Below are 18212 nucleotides of genomic sequence, written 5' to 3'. Positions count from 1 at the left end.
AGTCAAAGCTTATCCTCTATATTTTGGCCTTAATGTCGGAAATAATATCACCTCTTTGATATTATGCGAATTTGTCAAAATTTGCGTCAGCCGGTCAATGCCAATCCCATATCCAGCGCAAGGCGGCATACCGTGTTCCATGGCTTCTACATAATCTTTATCAAATTCCTGGGCTTCTTCATCACCAGCCATTTTTAACTTTTGCTGGGCCTTAAATTGAACCGCTTGTTCAAGGGGGTCATTAAGCTCGGTAAAAGCATTGCACATTTCCAAACCGCCAGGCACAACTAACTGTAAACGTTGGACATAATTTGGATTATCTTCTTTTTGTTTAGCTAGGGGCGATAATTCAATTGGATGATCAATTATAAATGTTGGTTTGTGAATATTTTTACGCACGTATTCTTTATAAATTTCGTCCAAAATCTTTCCCCGCCCATCTTGTTTTTTAATCTCAACATTAAGTTCTTTAGCTTTCTTGGCCAACTTGGTTTTATCCTGATATTCTTCAATATCAAATTTAGCATATTTTTTGATTCCCTCGCGAAAACTTAAGCGATCATAAGGAGGCGTAAAGTCGATTTTCGCTTTTTCAAATTCCAAGGTCATTTTTTTGCCGTTGACTTTGTTCATCAACTCTACAAACATTTCTTCGGTCAGCTCTATCAAATCTTCATAATCAGCATAAGCCCAGTAAAATTCAATCTGGGTGAATTCCGGATTATGCTGCCAATCAATGCCTTCGTTGCGGAAACAGCGCGCCACTTCATAAATTTTTTCAAACCCACCGACAATCAGCCGTTTAAGATACAGCTCGGGCGCGATGCGTAAATACATATCAATGTCTAGAGCATTGTGATGAGTGACAAAAGGCTTAGCAGTAGCTCCGCCAGCCATTGGTTGAAGCACAGGTGTTTCTACTTCTAGGAATCCTTTATTTTCTAAAAAATTTCTTAAGGTTTTTAAAATTAAACTGCGTTTTTCAAAAATGTTTCTCACTTTGGGATTAGCTATTAAATCAAGATGGCGTTTGCGATACCTAATTTCCACATCGCTTAAGCCATGCCATTTTTCTGGCAACGGCAAAATCGCTTTACTTAAAATCTCAAAGTTTTGGACCATTAGGGTTTTTTCGCCGTTTTTGGTTTTAAACAGTTCGCCGCTGCATGCTATAAAGTCGCCCACATCCAACAGATTAACCAAACTGTATTTATCCTCGCCTAATTCATCCTTTTTAAAATATACCTGAAATTTATCAGATTCATCTTCAATATTCGCAAAAGTAGAACCCCCATGGCCTCGGAGAGCTCTAATTCTGCCCGCTATGCTCACTTTTGTCTTGTTTGCGCCTAAATCATCAAAATCCAAATTTAACTCGCTAATTTGGTGAGTTTTGCGGGTTTGGCTGGGATAAGGATTAATCCCCTGCTTTTTAATTTTTTCCAGCCGCTTGAGGCGCATTTGATGTTCACCAGCCATAGCCTTAGCAGAGGCGGACTCGTCAGTTATTATATTTTTTGTTCCTTTCATATTCTAATTATAATCCGTATCCCATTTATTGTCAAAAAAACAAGCGCTCTCACGCCCGTTTTTTTGTAATAATCCGTTACAATCTGCTAAAAGAGTATCCAAGCCGCCAGCTTTCTTTTGAAGTCAATCTTGTATTCAGTTATCTTGGTTGGCTGATAAAGAAGATGATTGTGTTGATGCGCCTCAAGACATTTCTTCATAGCTTCCTCTACCCTTTTCTGAAATTCTTGCTTTTCCATCATTCCCTCCTGTTGTTTGGTGTTTAAAGTTTAATTAGTTTTTCTTTTAACAATTTATTGTATCTCTGTTTTTCCTCTGGTGTCAATGTAATCAACCCGGTCTTGCAAGCATCTTGGAAAAAATTAGAAAGAGGTAATCCTAATGTTATTTCTTTTTGACCACTTATGATCTTAATTTTATCTCCCTGGGGATAACTTCTGCTATGTCTATCCATAATTACCCAGGACAAATTATGCTCGAATTCACCTTCGACAAACGCTTCTTTTGGAATCCCTCCTTTAATAAGCCATTCTTTTACTATTTCTATGCCCTTCATCAATTCCTCTTCACTTTCGTATCTAGGATTTTCAGGAATTTGTCTAAGTGGTTGATGCGCAAATATCTCCTGCCGAGATATATATACTTTTTGTGGTATATTATCTTTATTTATAATAATGCGTTTAACTATGTCAGAGATTAGCTCACCGCTCTTTTCCAATGATTCTGCTTTTTCGTGAAACTCATCGGAGTAATTTTTTCCAAAAAGTGTTTCGCCAATTAGGGGTGGCTCAAAAAAATCTAAATATTCATAATGTCTACTGCAATTCTTTAAAACTTTCATAGCCTTTTCTTTAGCCGCTTCTTCGTTTGGATCAGGAAAATGGCGCATTTCATCTTCGATGCCGGAAAATGCGTATTTAACTGTTTCATCAGTAACTATTTCTGTGCCAGCAATCTCTTTACTATTTGTTAGTATCCAGTTAAGAATTTTTATTTGATCAGTTCCAGCCGGAAAACTTTGTATTTTTACTTCCCGGTCTAGTGATCCAAATGTTTCTGCAATTTTTGGAACTAACTTTTCAAATACATTATTATTACGATAGATAAGAAAAACTGGTGGAAGTTTCTTGGTTTCTTTTGCTTCTGGCGTTTTCCCTTCTTCCGCTTCCTCATAATCTTTTGCTTCTTTGTGTTCTACCTTTTCCTTCATTTCAGAAGCTTCCTCCAAGGCCTCATCTTCGGTATAACGAAGTTGTTCTGGCGATTTTGGCATAGTTTTATTCCTTTCTAAATTGATAAATTTATCAAAATTTTTTAATACCCCGTCCGCTTGCGGCGAGGAAATTTATTTTTATTTGGAAAAGTCAGCCTTCTTTTCCATAACTATTTTTATTCTATCAATCTCTAATAAAAAAGTCAATATGGATAATCAAAAATCTATTCTTCTTCCGGCTTTTTAAAATAATGTTTGTAATGTTCCGGGTCTTGTAAGAACTCAGCTGATTTAGTAATATCTTGTTTTTGAAAACCCAAATCAGCCCCAGCCATCAATAGTTCAACATTATTAGCAAAATCAGAACTATGGGCCACGATTTTTGGTTGCTTAACCCCATCTATACTTCTAATTTCTTTAATAAAATTTACTCCTTTGCTTAATTCTCCTTGATCTTTTTCTAATTCACCGTCAACAAAAACCATTTCTGGCAATCTTTCTTTTGACTCTTTTCTCTTTTTGATTTCTTCCAAAGCAGATTGGCCGGTTTCAAAGTGCTTAAAATCATAACCTAAATTCTTAGTCTTCATTTGCCAAAATCTTAAAACACCCTTTATTATTTCTTTTTCGTCATCAATAATCCAAATTTCTTTTGAAAGGGTTGGTTCTTTTTCTGGGCTAAAACCAGTTTCTTTTTCCATATTTAAATTCTAACATATCTTTTTAAAAAAGAAAAGGCGCAGGCGCCAAAAAATAACAAAAAAACAAGCGCTCTCACGCCCGTTTTTTTGTAGATGATTATATCTTACAAAACCCTAATGCCTGATGACTCATTCCTAATGACTGGCTAATCAACTAATCGCAATAATCTTATATTTTATCACTCCTTTTGGCACTTCAACTTCCACCTCATCGCCCGCTTTTTTACCAAGAAAAGCTTTACCTAGGGGTGATTCATTGGAAATTTTGCCATTTGGGGGGTCGGCTTCCTGGGAACCAGTAATCTCAAAATTTTTTTCCGAGTCAGAAACTTTAACTTTTATTTTTGAACCCACATTGATTATTGCGGAGTGATTTTTATGATTACTCTCAATCAAAACCGCTCTTCGCAAAATGTCTTCAATTTTTAGAATTCTCCCCTCGGTCCAGCCCTGTTCATCTTTAGCATCAGCGTATTCAGCATTCTCACTCAAGTCGCCAAGTTCTTTAGCCTCTCGAATTCGATTAGCAATCTCCCGTCTTTTAGTAGTTTTCAAATAGTCAAGTTCTTTTTTTAATTCTTTTAATTTTTCTTTGGTAATATAAGTTTGATCTTCAATCATGCTTTTTAATTTTTACCCCGTGCCATTGATTCAAAATAATACTGGTTAGGGTAGATTAAAATTATTTATTATGAATATGAAAAATTTTTAAAATCACCCGGAGCTAGTCGAAAGGGTGAGCTTGATTATTGGAGATTCAGTTACAATTTTAACGATACACTGTTTTTATGAATGGGTCAAGGGGGGTGTGGATAACTGCGAGCACGATACACGATTCACGCATCACAACTCAATATGCGAATTTTTGTATCATGTTACGTGTATCGTGTGTCGTGGAAATGTATGTCATTGTCCAAAATAATATTGTAAAATCTCCTTAGCAATCGGCACCGCTACCCGACTGCCCTCTCCCCCATTCTCTATTAAAATTGTGATGGCTATTTCGGGATTTTCATAAGGCGCAAAACCAGTAAACCAGGCATGCGGGTCTTTCTCGCCGCCCACTTGAGCTGTGCCGGTTTTACCGGCAACTGCTATTGGCAGGTCAGCCAAAGATTGGGATGAACCATAGACAACTGCCCCCCGCATTCCTTGTCTTACAATTTCTAAATTCTTTTTTTGAGCAATATTTGTTCGCAAGATTTCATTTTGGACAGCACTCGCCGTCTCATTGTCTGCATGAAGGAGATTTTTAAGTAAATGCGGCCTATAAAGAGTCCCATCATTAGCAATCACGGCAGTAAAATTAGCTACCTGAATCGGAGTGACTAAAATATCGCCTTGGCCGATTGCGAGATGATAGGTGTCACCAATATACCAGGGTTCTTCCCGGGTATCCATTTTCCATTGTTTCGTCGGTAAAAATCCTGACCCCTCACCCGGTAAATCGATTTTTGTATCCCGACCAAAACCAAACAGCGAGCTCCAATAATTAATTTTTTCTAATCCCAGGCCTTTAAATTCTTCATGCCCGCCGCCGATATAGTAAAAAAAAGTGTTAACTGATTCAGCAATCGCCTGGGTAACATTAATGCGGCCATGACCCCCGGCCTTCCAATCAGGAAAAAACCACTCGCTTAACCAGATGCCTCCAGTGCTTATAAAGGTAGTATTTTCATTAATAATCTCTTCCTCTAGAGCCGCGGCTGCTAAGACTGGTTTGATAGTAGAGCCTGGAGGATATTCGCCAGCAATGGCCCGATTAAATAATGGTTCTGATTCATCATTAATTAATTTTTCATAATTTTCTCTAGAAATACCCCTGGCAAATAAATTATTGTCATAACTGGGCACGGAAACCAGGGCTAAAATTTCACCAGAATTGACTTCAGTAACTATTACCACTCCCTTAGTCTTTTTGATTTGGCGCAGCTGTTTTTGGAGAATTTCCGAGATTTTTTTCTGTAGATCCAAGTCTATTGATAAAACAAGACTTTGCCCGTCTTTTGGAGGTGAAAAAGAAACAATTTTTTCTTCTTTGCCTAAAAAATCAACTTCAATCCGCTTTTTTCCATCCTGACCCCGCAAATAAAACTCATAATTATATTCAATGCCTGTTTTGCCAATATAATCGTTAAGAAGATAACCCTTATTTTTTCTTTCTTGATATTCTTCAGGCGATAATTTACCTGTATATCCCAGGATGTGCGATAAACCATAATCAGAATCGGAGAATAAATACTCCCTTCGACTTCTTGTCTCTAAAAACACCCCGGGGATCATAGAGGTTTCGATTTCTAATAAAAGGGTTTTACTATGGCTAATATTTTCAGCTACTAAAAGTGGCTCGTATGAATAAGGAGAAACATCTCCAAGTAAAGTTCTTAAATATAGGGTTGGTGACTCCAAAATATCGGAAATAGTATTTAGAATTTTTGTTAACTCATCTTCTTCTCTTGGCAAGTCACCGGGTATAAAAAACAAAGAAAAATTAGGCACATTTCTTACCAATATTTTTCCTTGCCTGTCATAAATTATTCCCCGGACCGCTTTTATTGGTTTAATGCGAATTCGGTTGCCTTCGGCTACAGTTCGATAATAATTACCTTCAATAATCTGCAGATAAAAAACTCGCAGCACCAGGACCGAGAGCGCTAACATCACAATTATAAAAAACATTCTTAACCGCGGCCAGGAAATTGAAATCCTTAACGAATCAAACGTTCCTTTTTCCGTAGAATAAAAATTACCCTCGTCTGACCCAGCAGTATACTGATTAAGACGAGCGTCTTTAACATTGTCTTGGTGCTGTATGATGAAGGGGTCGTCCATTTTCGGGTTATTGGTTTATGGTCTTAGCAGTAAGTTTAGTCTTTAGTCTTAAGTTGTTAGATAATCCATGACTAATAATTTTTAACCAAACCTACAGCTAGGACCCCAAACCTAAGACTTTACTAGACACTCAGCCCTTCAGAAGATTTTTTAAAAGGAGTTTATTTTAATACCGCTCCTTCGGGTCTTTTTTTGATCCTCTTCCTTAACCAGAAAATCCCCACCATCAGTGTTGTATTAAGTAATATCTGCCAAAACATATCTTGGCTGTATAAAGTGTGAAATTGTATTTGAAAATCTGTAATTTTTAATAAATAGAAAATATGAACTAACAATATCAAGGAAAGGTTATAAATAACTATGCCAATAATTCCCAGAGCAATGACCGCATATAATGATCCACTGGTAAAGGTATTCCTGGCTAGAATAAAAATAATTGTAACCGCGACAAACAAGCTTAATGTTATGCTTGAGAAAGGCAAGACTGAACAAGTATCCAAAATTAATCCTCCAAGAAATACCCAAAATAAAGCTTTTTTGTAATCAGATAAAGCGATTATTAAGGCAATTACTAAAACTAGCCTGATTTGATTTAAAGGATAAAGAAGACTTAATACGCTTAACTCAAAAATTATAGCTATGATTATAAAAATTAGTTGTCCAAAACCTTTTGCCATAATAGAAATTAAGAAATAAAGAAACTAAGAAATATAGGAAAAGGATATCAGCTACCAACAAACAAATCCTTTATTTCTCTATTTCTTAATTTCTATATTTCTTTTCTGTTGATTTTGTTAATTATTATCGAACAATACAAACCTTAATTGGGAATTAATACGGTGACCAGGTTCAGATTATCAAAAGAAACAAGGGGTTTAATTTTTGCCTTTTGAAAAAAGTCGCCCGGAACAGATTCAATCGTTTCTGCTTCACCAATAATTAATCCCTTGGGAATCATATTTTCTAAACCAGAAGTTATAACCGTATCACCCGGAATAATTTCAGTGCCCTGGGGTATTAGATCCATGTTTAATGATAATCCTCGCTCACCTTTGACTAATCCGTATAATGCCTTTCTGCTTTGGATTTCTGCGGCAACCGCGCTTCGGTTATCAGGTAGAAGGACAACCCATGATTTATAAGTGCTGACTTTGATAATTTTTCCAACTAAAAAGCCTTCGGGTCGAGTGAAAGAACTTTCATCATTGCGAGTAATAATTACTGGGCAGCCCTTTTTAATGCCTTGAGCAGAGCCTTGATTAAGTATTACTATCTTTTGATCAAGTTCCGGTTCTCTGGCAATGATATGAGCTAAAACATAAGCATACCCCCTAATTTCCAAAAAATTCAATTCTTGCCTAAGTCTTTTATTCTCCTCTTCCAAAAGTTTTAAAGCCACGCCATCAATAATATGCTCTTCAAGTTCGGCTTTCAATCTGGTATTCTCTTCTTTAAAATCAATACCCGTGAATATGTTTTTAAAACCTAAAGCAATATTGTATACAAATTCTTGGGGTTTACCCACGGATTTCGCAAGTAAAGCCTCAAAAGGCTTAAGCCAGCCAATAGAATGAAAAAAAATCAGTAGGACAGCTACTGTAGTGATGGAAATTACGGTTTTTGATAAAAGTTTGTTCATGCTGAATAGTTTTGATAATGAGAATATCAAGGAATTCATTATTTACTATTCTGTTTTTTAATTTTTTTCCTAGTGTTTCGCTATGAAAAGATTGTGGTGAATAATGAATAGTAAATAATAAATAATGAATAGTAAATGCGATTAAGTGATTTCTCCAGCTGAAGGCAACAAAACATCTTTAAGAGTATTCATGTCTTCTATAATAATTCCTAAACCGCGAACCACCGCAGTTAGGGGGTCATCAGTAATGTGGATAGGCACTTGGACTTCTCTATAAATCAAATCTTGAAGTCCTTTAAGTAAAGCCCCGCCGCCTGATAAAACTATGCCTCGGCTATAAATATCCGCTACTAATTCTGGCGGGGTAGATTCTATAGTATCGCGGATATTAACAGCCAAGATTTTAGCCGAACGTTGCATCGCTTCTCGCACCTCTTCATCAGTAATAGTCTCTTCTTTAGGCAGACCAGAAACCAAATCCCGACCCCGCATAATTGTTTTTAAAGATTTTTCCAGGGGAAAAACCGAGCCAATTTTTATTTTTATCTCTTCAGCCGTGGTTTCGCCAATTAGTAAATTATATTTTTCGCGGGCATATTCTATAATATCTTCAGTTAGTTCATTTCCGGCAATTGGTAAAGATTTCCAGGTGACGATACCTGCCAAGGAAATTACAGCAATTTCTGTAGTGCCGCCGCCAATATCAACAATCATATTACCGCATGATTCTTGAATTGGAAGGCGAGCGCCGATTGCCGCGGCCATTGGCTCTTCCACTAAAAAAACCTCTCTGGCGCCAGCTTGCATCGCCGCGTCTTCAACTGCTTTACGCTCTACTTCAGTTATTTCCAAGGGAATCCCAATAATTACTCGGGGTCGGGTATAAAAAGAAAATTTATCCTGATGAACCTTGGCAATAAAATGTTTTAACATCCTTTCAGCAATTTCAAAATCAGAAATCACCCCATCGGATAGTGGTCTTGAAGTAATAATATGGGGCGGGGTTTTGCCTAACATTTTCCTGGCGTTTTCGCCCACGGCTAAAATCTGGTCAGCGCGGGTATTGATAGCCACGATACTGGGCTCGTTAATAACAATTCCTTTATCACGGACATAGACTAAAGTATTGGCAGTGCCCAAATCTATACCCATATCGCGGGAAAAACGGCCGAGGAGGTTGTTGAACATATTTTGTTAAGTAATCGAGCAATAAAGTAATAAAGTAAATTAGTAATCATTTTACGCTAATTTTAGCCAAAAATATCCTTAATTACCTAAAATTTTTGTTTCGCCCATTGACAAGTTTAAAAATATATGCTATGATGAAGTAATTAAATGCGAAGTATGAACTTTGAAAATTAGTATCCGAATTTTCCGATGGATAATTTTGTAGGGAGGACGCAAAGTTAATATTGGGTTCTAGGCTTTTGTCTATTAATCCAGTATATACTCTTCCTACAGAATTGTCCATCGGAAGCCTTTGAAAAAACTTGCCATTGGCATATTTTTTTTTCTACCCACTTCAAAAGGAGGCCAAAATGAAGCGGACAATCTGTTTGTTGGTTATTCTTACAGTTATTTTTCCAAGTTATATACTTCGCGCTGCTCCCCTACCTAGCGCTCTGAAAAATCTCGCGGTTGAAATGGTTGGTTTCCAAAATTTCACAGTTATGGAGGCAGACTATCAGGAAATCACTGTAAAACAAGAGGAATTATCACCGGAGCATACTATTTTTCGTAATCCCTTATTGCTTTCTTGGAAATCAATCGATAAGGGAAAGCGCTACTGTTTTCGATCCCTTGTTCTTAAAGGGACAAATGAAGGTAATTTTTCGCAACAAGAGTCCGTCATTAAACAGGCTTTAGTAATTTCTTTGCTGCTCTTGCCAGTTGATGTTTCTCAACATGATGCGAGCAAAAATATTCGGAAATTTCTTATGCATAGTGGGCTATGGCGGGATCTCTTTATTGCCGTGAATGGCAACTTTTATTATTACCAACCAACAGTAAGAAATTATCTTTCTCAGATTGATGAGGGGATAGCGCTGATCATTAAAAAAAATCGTCCTGTTGGACCAGGTGGTACTTGGGGAGGATGGTTGATTTCTTGGGAACCTGACGGTAAAAAACAGCAAGACGAAAACGAAACATGGGTTAGCCTTGAAAAAACTAACATTAAGGTTCTGGGAATTAGCATCCTTAATACCGGGGAAGTCCTTTGTTGCGAGGGGGAAAAATGGTTCTTCGTCCCAAAAGGGACAACAAAAACCCACCCTATGAGTTGGCACAAGTGAGGTGTGCTTGCTCAGCAAAAAATAAGCCCTGTCTTGTGATGTTTCAATGGACAGGGCTTTTTCTATCTCCTGATGTCAGAAAAATAACCTCTTGCCATTTTTTTTGAAAATCGACAAAAGAGCATCGACAACAAAAAGGAACAAATAACATACATGGCTTGGGAGAATTAAATATTTTTCATGACTATTATTCAACATTTTTCTCACCCCCAATGAAAAGTTTATCTTTTCGCTCGTTGAAAATTTGGGTAACTATTTTCAGGAGAAATCGTATTCCAGAACTAATTTTATTGACAACAAGAGCCATAAAACTCGGATGGTCTGCAAAAAAATCTTTTCTTTTTCTTTTAGCCATAGCTATCCTCTCATTTAATTAAAGAGCAACCAGATTTATCTTTCTTTTATTAAAATTATTTCTGTAATTTTGATGTGACTTCATCAACACCAAGTATTTTCGTTTTTTTACTGCCTCGCTCTTTCCACTCTACATTTTCACCGGTTTTTTTGCTAACCACCAACCTTATCGGAATCCCAATCAAATCTGCTTCGACGAATTTTTCGCCCGCGCTTACTTCTTCTCTGTCGTCAAACAGGACATCAATGTTCTGTTTTTTTAGTTTATTATAAATATCTTTGGCTTTTTCCAAATCCAGTCCAATCAAATGCGCCCGGAAAGGAGCAACATTTTTTGGCCAGATAATCCCCTTTTCATCGTGGCTGGCTTCCACAATTGTGGCTAAGAGGCGGCCTAAGCCAATGCCATAGCAACCCATGTGAATTGGTTTTTCTTTGCCGTCTTTATCAATAAACTTAGCGCCCATTTTTTTGGAGTACATAGTACCGAGCTTAAAAATATGACCGGCTTCAATGCATTTTTTTTCATCTAATACAGCATCACACTTAGGACAGACTTCAGCTTTAACAACCTCAACATTGCCGGCATAACCGCATTTAGGACAAAGTTTGATACTATCTTCTCCGTCTTTGGCTAAAACCATAAATTCCTGGGATTCTTCACCGCCAATAGAGCCGGAAGAAGCTTCAACAGCCACAGCTTCAACGCCACACCGTTGATACACATTTTTATAGGACTGAAGCATAACTTTATAATATTTGTCCAAATCTTTTTCATCAGCATGAAAACTGTACAAATCTTTCATCATAAATTCCCGGACCCGCAGGAGACCGCCCGTGGAACGCATTTCATTGCGGAATTTGTTTTGGATTTGATAAAGATAAAGAGGTAAATCCTTATATGAATTAACGCGTTCGCGGACAAGTTTGGTGATAACTTCTTCGTGCGTGGGGCCGAGGCAAAGCTCCTTTTTGTGACGGTCTTGGATTATAAAAAGAGGCGGGTCAATAGTCTCCCAGCGGCCAGTTTCTTGCCACAAGGTCTTTGGTTGTAAGGTGGGCATGCTGATTTCCTGGCCTTCGGCTTTATTCATCTCTTCTCTGATTATATTCTCAATCTTTTTATAAACGCGAAAGGCTAGGGGCAAAAGCGAATAAATCCCGGCGGCTACTTGGTCAATAAATCCCGCTTGAACTAAAAATTTATGGCTGGCAATTTCTGCATCTTTGGGTGGTTCTTTGGTTGTTTTGTAGAATAATTGAGATTGAAGCATTGTTTTGATTTTAAGAATTACTAATTGTATCTTACTTTATTTTTGATTTTTTGGCAAATGGCGTCGCTTTACTGGTCGCTCGTCACTAGCAACTAGGGTTAATTTTTCGAAGTTTTTGGAAATAAAAAAACTGGTTCAATAAAACAGTCATAGGGTTTAAAACCCCTAGTGGCTAGTAACCAGTTGCTATTGACTATTTACCAAACAATTTTGTAAAAAATCCTTTCTTGGGCTTTTCCGCCGTTTCGTGAATAACCTGATTTACCAATGATTCTATCCGCTCCGCCTCCCGCTCCACCAAGTCCCCGTCATACTCACCGCTATGCGCAGTCTGACCTTTGTAGGAGGCATGTTTTTGATCAAGATGAAGATTTAATTCTAACTCGCCCTCACTTTCCTTATTCATATAAATATGAAATCGTGGATAATAATCCCGGTCCAGCCTTTTAGTATATGAAGTTTTGCCAGTGTTAGGATCTCGAAAAACTGCGTATCCGCATTGGCGGAGGAGGTTGTAAGAATTTTGGGTTGGGTCTGCAATTCTAATTATCATAATGACTAAAAATGTTTAAGAAACAACATCATCAAAATATCCAAAAATTTTCCCCATAAGCTTACCGCCAAATCGCACTACATCCCGGTAAGTCACCAAAACCACTAAAACCATTAAAACACCAAAACCAATATTATGAATCACAGCTTCAATTCTTTGATTATTGGGTTTACGCCTGACAGCTTCTATGCCCAAGGCGACCACCCGACCGCCATCCAGAGCCGGGAAAGGGAAAAAATTAATAATGCCCAAATTTATAGAGAGTAAAGCCGCGAATTGTAAAATATAAATAAATCCAAGTCTAACAACTTGCCCCGTAACCACGGCAATACCAACAGGCCCCGCGATATCAATGGTTACCTTATGCATCACAATCAGATCTTTAAATAAATGATAAAATGACAGCACAATTAACTTCATTAAATAAAGCGTGGTAATAATGCCCTGCCAGATAGCTTGAAAAAATGGATAAGAGACTGTGCCGGTCTTGGCCAGCACTACTCCAATGGCTTTTTTGCTTTGTCCGCCCTCAATTTCCATTACCTCAGAGGTAACTGTTTGTTCTATTTCCTCACCAGCTCGTTTAACCGTAACGATAATCTCCCCATCATCATCTTCTTGAATATATTTTTGGACATCTTCAATTTCTTTAAATTTTTGGTTATCAATACTTACAACAATATCACCAACTTCAAGACCAACCTGCTTGGCCGGAGAATCTTTTTGGATGGAAAGAAGTTGAATTTTTTCGTCTTTGACGCTCGCATATTTTGGAGTTATTTCATCTATAACTTGGGGAATGCCAATAATAAAACCAATAGATAATAAAAGAGTAGCGAATATAAAATTCATCGTAACCCCGCTGGATAGTATTATAGCGCGTTTCCAAAGTTTTTGATGAGCAAAGCTATCCTCGTCCTTGGCCTCCTCGCCTTGCTCGCCTTTTATTTTGACAAAACCACCGAGAGGAATCCAGTTTAAAGAATAGATTGTATTTTTATATTCTTTTTCATTGCCACGGGCATCTTTATTTTTACGCTTGACTATTTTCCATTGTTTGAAAAAACCCAACACTCCTGACCCTTCGGCTCGCTTCGCCCCTTCGGCCTCAAGCTCAGGGCCGAGAGGTCGCTCAGGGTCTTTGACAAAGCCAATCATTCGCGGCGGGAACCCTAAACCAAATTCATCACACTTAACTCCAAAACGCCGAGCCACAAAAAAATGCCCTAGCTCGTGGACTAGGACCAGGAGGCCTAAGATTATTAGGAAGGTGATGATGGTTACTAACATTTTACGAGTGGAATTTAACTATAAAACACTTTCATTGCTTCATTGTTCAATTGCTCGATTGTTATAACAAAACAATTGAACAATGGAGCAATTGAGCAATGGAATTATTGCAAGTCGATTCAGGTTATGTTTTTAGAAATTACAATCTCAAGATTTCACACAGTCATAATCTCTACCTCCTTCTTCTTCCCTAACTCCCCAATTTTATCCACATATCCCCGAGTAACCTCATTAAGCTCTTCCTGGAGCCGGTATTTGTCATCCTCGCCAATTTCTTTGTTTTTTTCTATAGCGACAATTTCCTCCCTAGTTTTGTCGCGAATGCCCCGGATAGTGATTCTTGCTCGTTCTAATTTCTCGTGCAAAACCTTGATAATTTCTTTGCGCCGCTCTTCTGTGAGTTGCGGTAAAGTCAGACGGATAATATTTTCTTGAATAACCACGCTAAATCCCAAATCACTTTGGGTTAAAGCTTTTTCTATGGGTTTGAGGTTAGTCTTATCCCAAGGCTGGACCGCTAACTCACTGGGCCCCGTGGAATTAATGCTGGCCAACTGAACCAAGGGCATTTTTGACTCATAAACTTCTATTATAAGGTTCTCCACCATTGATGGAGCTGCTCGGCCAATACGCAAACCATTCACCTCTTGGGTTAGGTGGCTAATCGCGGATTCAAATTCTTGTTTGGATTTATTTATAATTTGGTTCATATAATTTTATAAGGGATAAGAAGGCATAAGGAGGCGGGTAAGGCTATGGGGCAAGAAGATTAAGAAGGTTTGTTCTTTTCATCATTTTGCTTATTTTCTAATAATTTTATAAGGGATAAGAAGGCATAAGGAGGCGGGTAAGGCTATGGGGCAAGAAGATTAAGAAGGTTTGTTCTTTTCATCATTTTGCTTATTTTCTAATGACTGAATTAAACGGTCAAGTAAATACATGGTTTTAATAGCTCTGTCTTCAAATTCATCGTATAGATTTTTATCTATATGACCCTTTCGTAAAACTCGTCTTACTCTTTCTTGAAGCTCTGCGTTTGACCTTTTGCTATATCTAAGGAATCTCATGTACTCACCCAATGAGCCACTATAATAACCTTCTACAAAATTAGAACCCATAGAATCCGACGCGTTATCGATCTGACTTTTCATTTTAAATTCATGCCGAGGTATTCTTTTTAAAATTTTCTGCACAATAAAGTCAAGTTGATCAATACTTTGCCATACAATCATTTTTTTATGACTTTGTAATCTTTTGTTTTTCATAAAAATTTAGGGAAATAAGAAGGCATAAGAAGGCGGTATCGCCTTATAGCCCTCTTGCCTGATAGCCATGTCCGCCCCATCAAGCCTTCTTATCCCTTTTAAGTATCTTTATTGAACCGATGCAGTCTTTGTCCCTAGATAAATAACATTGGAGTGCTCGGGATCGGTCAAAAGAAAGGTTGGCGGGCTCTTTGTGGGTAATGATTTTGTTTCCCACTTTTCGCCTCCGTCTGCTGTTTTGTATAACGTATTGGCAGTAGCATATATCATTTCTTCCAAATTCTTTGGGTTAAATGTAAAAGCGTGAATTCTCACCGCGCCTGGTGGAGTCAACAAGCTAATATCGTGCCAAGTTTCTCCTCCATCATCAGTTTTCAGGATACCATATTTAGAAACATAGAAAAAGGAATCCCATTTATTAGGATTAAATACAAAATGATACAATTCCCCTGTTCCCGGGTACTGGCTTAGGCTGTCAATCTTATTCCAGGTTATACCTTTATCTTTACTTTTGTATATACCCTGGTTCGCAATAATATACATTATATTCTGATCTTGGGGATTGATGATTAATTCCTGGATAAAGATTTCTAGACGTTTAATAACTGTCCAAGAGTCGCCATGATTATTGCTTTTGAATAACTCCCCCTTGGAGGTTGTAAAATAAACTTCTTGGGGATTTTTAGGATTAATAGCAATACTGGTTAAAATATTACCCCGTGTTTCCAAATAAACCTTTGACCACTCATCACAACACTGCTCGAGCCGATAAACGATATCATTGACCACAACGAAAATGTAACCCCTGTTTTGCGGGTCAATATCTAAATCATTTATAACACCCTTATCCATTAACTGCGGAATCCAGGTTTCTCCATTGTTATAGCTAACATAAAACCCTTCTCCTTCCGGCAAAAGATACAAACTTTTAGTGGTTTTCGGAAAAAATGATAATTTTCTCACGTTAACGTCATTGATTGTTTGTTGAGCCGCGCCTATTTGGCTAACCATGACTTTATGGTCCCAGGTAAGAGCGGCATCAAAGGTTTTAAAGACACCGCCAGGATATGAGGGGGGTGGTTTTTTTCCGCCTAAAGTGCAGGCGGAAGTTATTAGCAGTGCCAATATAACTAACGCAAAAGGCAAAACTTTTTTCATATGTTTAGAACCAAATTGTTAAGAGCTAATTTTGGGCTAACATTTAGGCCTAAAAGCTCTTGGGTTTTTAATATGTTTTTTAATATATTTTTTAACTTTGTAGAAGAATAATTTGTGCTGATGTCTTTTAACTTATCCCCTAAATTTACATTAGTGATTGATGCGGGCGAAGTCTTTAACAACAGTAAGTCGCGCACCACTAATTTCCAGACAAATAAAGTATTTTGTAATAATTCTATTTTGTTTAAAAATTTGTAATCGCCAGGAATCAGGCGGTCAATACTGGTCATCCGTTGATTCATATCACTATTTAAGATACCCAGGAAATCATTAATACTTTTTTGATAATTTTCTAAAAGGCCAGGATTTTGTAAAAAATTGATTGCTAATCCAGGCTTGCCTAGGCTTATTTGGGCTAACATTTCTGCTTGCCCGGGCTCAATACCTAAATTGTGAGTTAAATAATCTATTATCTGGGAGCTTGGCGCTGGTAAAAATCGTAATAGTTGACTGCGGGAAAGGATTGTTTTCGGCAGGACATTAATACTGTTAGTGATCAAAATAATAATTGTCCTCGGGGTTGGTTCCTCTAAAGTTTTGAGCAAGCTGTCCCAAGCCTCTCTTGATAGAACTTCCGCCTCATTAATTAAGGCGATTTTAAAAGAGCCAGCAAAAGAGCGCATACTTAATTTTCTCTGAAGGACCCTAACCTGCTCAATACTGATATTTTTTTTATCCTCTTCTTTCTTAAGAAAATAAACATCCGGATGAATACCCTTTTGTACTTGCTGACACATTGAGCATTGGCCGCAAGGTAATTTTTTATCATTTTCACATTGTAAAATCTGGATAAATTTAGTCGCCAAAGAATGCTTACCCAGTCCGCCGGTTCCATAAAACAAATAGGCATGGCTTAAATTTTGAAATTTAATGCTTTTTTCCAGGAAATTTAAAATACGTTTATGGCCAATGATGCTCCAGTTGAAATCTACATCTTTCATGTTTTAATTTTAACATAATTAAAAAAGATAAGCAAAAGAAATCTATTTCGCTGCCAATATCGACCTCTTATAGCTTTCTAAATTATCCAGAGCAATACCCGTACCCCGGGCTACGCAAAGCAGGGGCTCATCAGCAACATAAGCCGGTACGCCAGTGGCTTGGGAAAATAATTTATCAATATTCCTAAGCATGCTGCTGCCGCCAGCCAGGACCATGCCTTTATCCATAACATCAGCTGAAAGTTCTGGGGGGGTCTTGTGCAAAACCGATTTTAAAGCCGAGATAATCTCTTCTAATTCATCTTGGATAGCCGCAGTAACATCATCAGAGGTTATCGTAATGGTCCTGGGTAAACCATTAATCATATCACGACCACGGATATCAGTGCTCAATTTTTTTTCTAAATACAGGGCCGAACCAATTTCAATTTTAATTCGTTCAGCAGTCCGCTCCCCAATTGCCAAATTATACTTTTTTCTAATATAATTAGAGATTGCTATATCAAACTTATTACCAGCTACCCGAACTGAAGTAGATGCCACAATACCGCCTAAAGAAATAACTGCCATCTCGCTGGTCCCGCCGCCCATATCAATTATCATGTGGCCGGAAGCGGAACCAATCGGGATATTGGCGCCAATAGCTGCGGCAATGGGTTCTTTAATAATATAGGCCGCTTTAGCGCCTGCGGTCATAGTAGCGTCAATAACTGCTCGTTTCTCTGTTGAAGTAATCCCGGCGGGTACCGAAACCATAACCTCTGGCCGGAATAAACGAAAACCGCCAATCGCCTTGCCAATAAAATAACGTAGCATGGCTTCGGTAGTTTTATAATCAGCAATCACGCCATCTTTCAAGGGCTTTAAGGCAATAATGGTGTCCGGTGTCCGGCCAAGCATTTCCTTGGCCTCACTCCCGACCGCTAAAACCTTTTTGTCTATTTTAGAAATAGCCACCACACTGGGTTCATTAACAACAATGCCTCGTTTTGGGAGAAAAACTAGGGTATTGGCAGTGCCTAAGTCAATTCCGATTTTTTTTATGAACACGTTTTACAAAATAAAAAATGAAATATAAAAAATAAAAAACACAAACTTAAAAATATAA

19 protein-coding genes are annotated in these 18212 nt (G+C 37.8%); 1 reads left to right on the top strand and 18 read right to left on the bottom strand.

Translation table 11 applies throughout. The features are described 5' to 3' along the window. Nucleotides 1-9 precede the first annotated feature (9 nt). The 9 genes from lysS to KKD20_00335 all read right to left on the bottom strand — a co-directional run bounded on the left by lysS (nt 10) and on the right by KKD20_00335 (nt 9103). Entirely contained in the window at nt 10-1479 is a 1470-nt protein-coding gene (gene lysS, locus KKD20_00375; protein MBU4331567.1) for a lysine--tRNA ligase, read from the bottom strand. 137 nt (nt 1480-1616) lie between these two features. Further along, entirely contained in the window at nt 1617-1772 is a 156-nt protein-coding gene (locus tag KKD20_00370; GenBank protein MBU4331566.1) for a hypothetical protein, read from the bottom strand. Nucleotides 1773-1792: 20 nt separating this feature from the next. Further along, the gene (locus tag KKD20_00365; protein MBU4331565.1) at nt 1793-2803 is read right to left on the bottom strand and encodes a hypothetical protein; all 1011 of its coding nucleotides are present in this window, start codon (nt 2801-2803) and stop codon (nt 1793-1795) included. 164 nt (nt 2804-2967) lie between these two features. After that, nucleotides 2968-3444 carry a hypothetical protein gene (locus KKD20_00360; GenBank protein ID MBU4331564.1) on the bottom strand — a complete coding sequence of 159 codons (477 nt, stop codon included), beginning with the start codon at nt 3442-3444 and terminating at the stop codon, nt 2968-2970. Between the two features lie 150 nt (nt 3445-3594). After that, complete coding sequence (gene greA / locus KKD20_00355) at nt 3595-4065, bottom strand: transcription elongation factor GreA (protein ID MBU4331563.1); 471 nt, start codon at nt 4063-4065, stop codon at nt 3595-3597. A 285-nt stretch (nt 4066-4350) separates the two neighbouring features. Further along, nucleotides 4351-6276 carry a penicillin-binding protein 2 gene (gene mrdA, locus KKD20_00350; protein MBU4331562.1) on the bottom strand — a complete coding sequence of 642 codons (1926 nt, stop codon included), beginning with the start codon at nt 6274-6276 and terminating at the stop codon, nt 4351-4353. Between the two features lie 161 nt (nt 6277-6437). Beyond that, nucleotides 6438-6953 (bottom strand): hypothetical protein, encoded by a 516-nt coding sequence (locus KKD20_00345; protein MBU4331561.1) that lies wholly within the window; start codon nt 6951-6953, stop codon nt 6438-6440. A gap of 143 nt (nt 6954-7096) precedes the next feature. Next, nucleotides 7097-7915 carry a rod shape-determining protein MreC gene (mreC, locus tag KKD20_00340; GenBank protein ID MBU4331560.1) on the bottom strand — a complete coding sequence of 273 codons (819 nt, stop codon included), beginning with the start codon at nt 7913-7915 and terminating at the stop codon, nt 7097-7099. A gap of 141 nt (nt 7916-8056) precedes the next feature. Next, nucleotides 8057-9103 (bottom strand): rod shape-determining protein, encoded by a 1047-nt coding sequence (locus tag KKD20_00335; protein ID MBU4331559.1) that lies wholly within the window; start codon nt 9101-9103, stop codon nt 8057-8059. A 350-nt stretch (nt 9104-9453) separates the two neighbouring features. On the opposite strand from KKD20_00335, the gene KKD20_00330 reads away from it, so the two are divergent. Next, nucleotides 9454-10209 (top strand): hypothetical protein, encoded by a 756-nt coding sequence (locus KKD20_00330; GenBank protein MBU4331558.1) that lies wholly within the window; start codon nt 9454-9456, stop codon nt 10207-10209. A 187-nt stretch (nt 10210-10396) separates the two neighbouring features. Here KKD20_00330 and KKD20_00325 read toward each other — a convergent pair whose 3' ends face one another. From KKD20_00325 to KKD20_00285, 9 genes are all read right to left on the bottom strand, one after another. Then, nucleotides 10397-10564 (bottom strand): hypothetical protein, encoded by a 168-nt coding sequence (locus KKD20_00325; protein ID MBU4331557.1) that lies wholly within the window; start codon nt 10562-10564, stop codon nt 10397-10399. Nucleotides 10565-10619: 55 nt separating this feature from the next. Then, on the bottom strand, nt 10620-11837 hold the full coding sequence (proS, locus tag KKD20_00320; protein MBU4331556.1) for a proline--tRNA ligase: 1218 nt from the start codon (nt 11835-11837) through the stop codon (nt 10620-10622). Between the two features lie 193 nt (nt 11838-12030). After that, entirely contained in the window at nt 12031-12390 is a 360-nt protein-coding gene (locus KKD20_00315) for a hypothetical protein (GenBank protein ID MBU4331555.1), read from the bottom strand. Between the two features lie 15 nt (nt 12391-12405). Then, complete coding sequence (gene rseP, locus KKD20_00310) at nt 12406-13680, bottom strand: RIP metalloprotease RseP (protein ID MBU4331554.1); 1275 nt, start codon at nt 13678-13680, stop codon at nt 12406-12408. Between the two features lie 155 nt (nt 13681-13835). Continuing rightward, nucleotides 13836-14390, bottom strand: a complete 555-nt coding sequence (frr, locus tag KKD20_00305) for a ribosome recycling factor (GenBank protein MBU4331553.1) — start codon at nt 14388-14390, stop codon at nt 13836-13838. Nucleotides 14391-14549: 159 nt separating this feature from the next. Continuing rightward, the gene (locus KKD20_00300; protein MBU4331552.1) at nt 14550-14945 is read right to left on the bottom strand and encodes a four helix bundle protein; all 396 of its coding nucleotides are present in this window, start codon (nt 14943-14945) and stop codon (nt 14550-14552) included. Nucleotides 14946-15053: 108 nt separating this feature from the next. Beyond that, entirely contained in the window at nt 15054-16103 is a 1050-nt protein-coding gene (locus KKD20_00295; protein MBU4331551.1) for a hypothetical protein, read from the bottom strand. Then, nucleotides 16100-17104 carry a DNA polymerase III subunit gene (locus KKD20_00290; GenBank protein MBU4331550.1) on the bottom strand — a complete coding sequence of 335 codons (1005 nt, stop codon included), beginning with the start codon at nt 17102-17104 and terminating at the stop codon, nt 16100-16102. Before KKD20_00290 ends, KKD20_00295 begins: the two co-directional genes overlap by 4 nt. Before the next feature lie 42 nt (nt 17105-17146). Then, nucleotides 17147-18154 carry a rod shape-determining protein gene (locus KKD20_00285; GenBank protein ID MBU4331549.1) on the bottom strand — a complete coding sequence of 336 codons (1008 nt, stop codon included), beginning with the start codon at nt 18152-18154 and terminating at the stop codon, nt 17147-17149. Nucleotides 18155-18212 lie beyond the last annotated feature (58 nt).

The sequence above is a fragment of the Patescibacteria group bacterium genome (assembly GCA_018896645.1).
Lineage (GTDB): Bacteria > Patescibacteriota > Patescibacteriia > UBA2591 > JABMQE01 > JAHIMF01.
This window is presented reverse-complemented; position numbering and strand designations above follow the sequence as displayed.

Coding starts and splice junctions, on each gene's coding strand:
- lysS (MBU4331567.1), bottom strand. CDS start 1,479: ATGGCTGGTGAACATCAAATGCGCCTCAAGCGGCTGGAAAAAATTAAA.
- KKD20_00370 (MBU4331566.1), bottom strand. CDS start 1,772: ATGATGGAAAAGCAAGAATTTCAGAAAAGGGTAGAGGAAGCTATGAAG.
- KKD20_00365 (MBU4331565.1), bottom strand. CDS start 2,803: ATGCCAAAATCGCCAGAACAACTTCGTTATACCGAAGATGAGGCCTTG.
- KKD20_00360 (MBU4331564.1), bottom strand. CDS start 3,444: ATGGAAAAAGAAACTGGTTTTAGCCCAGAAAAAGAACCAACCCTTTCA.
- greA (MBU4331563.1), bottom strand. CDS start 4,065: ATGATTGAAGATCAAACTTATATTACCAAAGAAAAATTAAAAGAATTA.
- mrdA (MBU4331562.1), bottom strand. CDS start 6,276: ATGGACGACCCCTTCATCATACAGCACCAAGACAATGTTAAAGACGCT.
- KKD20_00345 (MBU4331561.1), bottom strand. CDS start 6,953: ATGGCAAAAGGTTTTGGACAACTAATTTTTATAATCATAGCTATAATT.
- mreC (MBU4331560.1), bottom strand. CDS start 7,915: ATGAACAAACTTTTATCAAAAACCGTAATTTCCATCACTACAGTAGCT.
- KKD20_00335 (MBU4331559.1), bottom strand. CDS start 9,103: ATGTTCAACAACCTCCTCGGCCGTTTTTCCCGCGATATGGGTATAGAT.
- KKD20_00330 (MBU4331558.1), top strand. CDS start 9,454: ATGAAGCGGACAATCTGTTTGTTGGTTATTCTTACAGTTATTTTTCCA.
- KKD20_00325 (MBU4331557.1), bottom strand. CDS start 10,564: ATGGCTAAAAGAAAAAGAAAAGATTTTTTTGCAGACCATCCGAGTTTT.
- proS (MBU4331556.1), bottom strand. CDS start 11,837: ATGCTTCAATCTCAATTATTCTACAAAACAACCAAAGAACCACCCAAA.
- KKD20_00315 (MBU4331555.1), bottom strand. CDS start 12,390: ATGATAATTAGAATTGCAGACCCAACCCAAAATTCTTACAACCTCCTC.
- rseP (MBU4331554.1), bottom strand. CDS start 13,680: ATGTTAGTAACCATCATCACCTTCCTAATAATCTTAGGCCTCCTGGTC.
- frr (MBU4331553.1), bottom strand. CDS start 14,390: ATGAACCAAATTATAAATAAATCCAAACAAGAATTTGAATCCGCGATT.
- KKD20_00300 (MBU4331552.1), bottom strand. CDS start 14,945: ATGAAAAACAAAAGATTACAAAGTCATAAAAAAATGATTGTATGGCAA.
- KKD20_00295 (MBU4331551.1), bottom strand. CDS start 16,103: ATGAAAAAAGTTTTGCCTTTTGCGTTAGTTATATTGGCACTGCTAATA.
- KKD20_00290 (MBU4331550.1), bottom strand. CDS start 17,104: ATGAAAGATGTAGATTTCAACTGGAGCATCATTGGCCATAAACGTATT.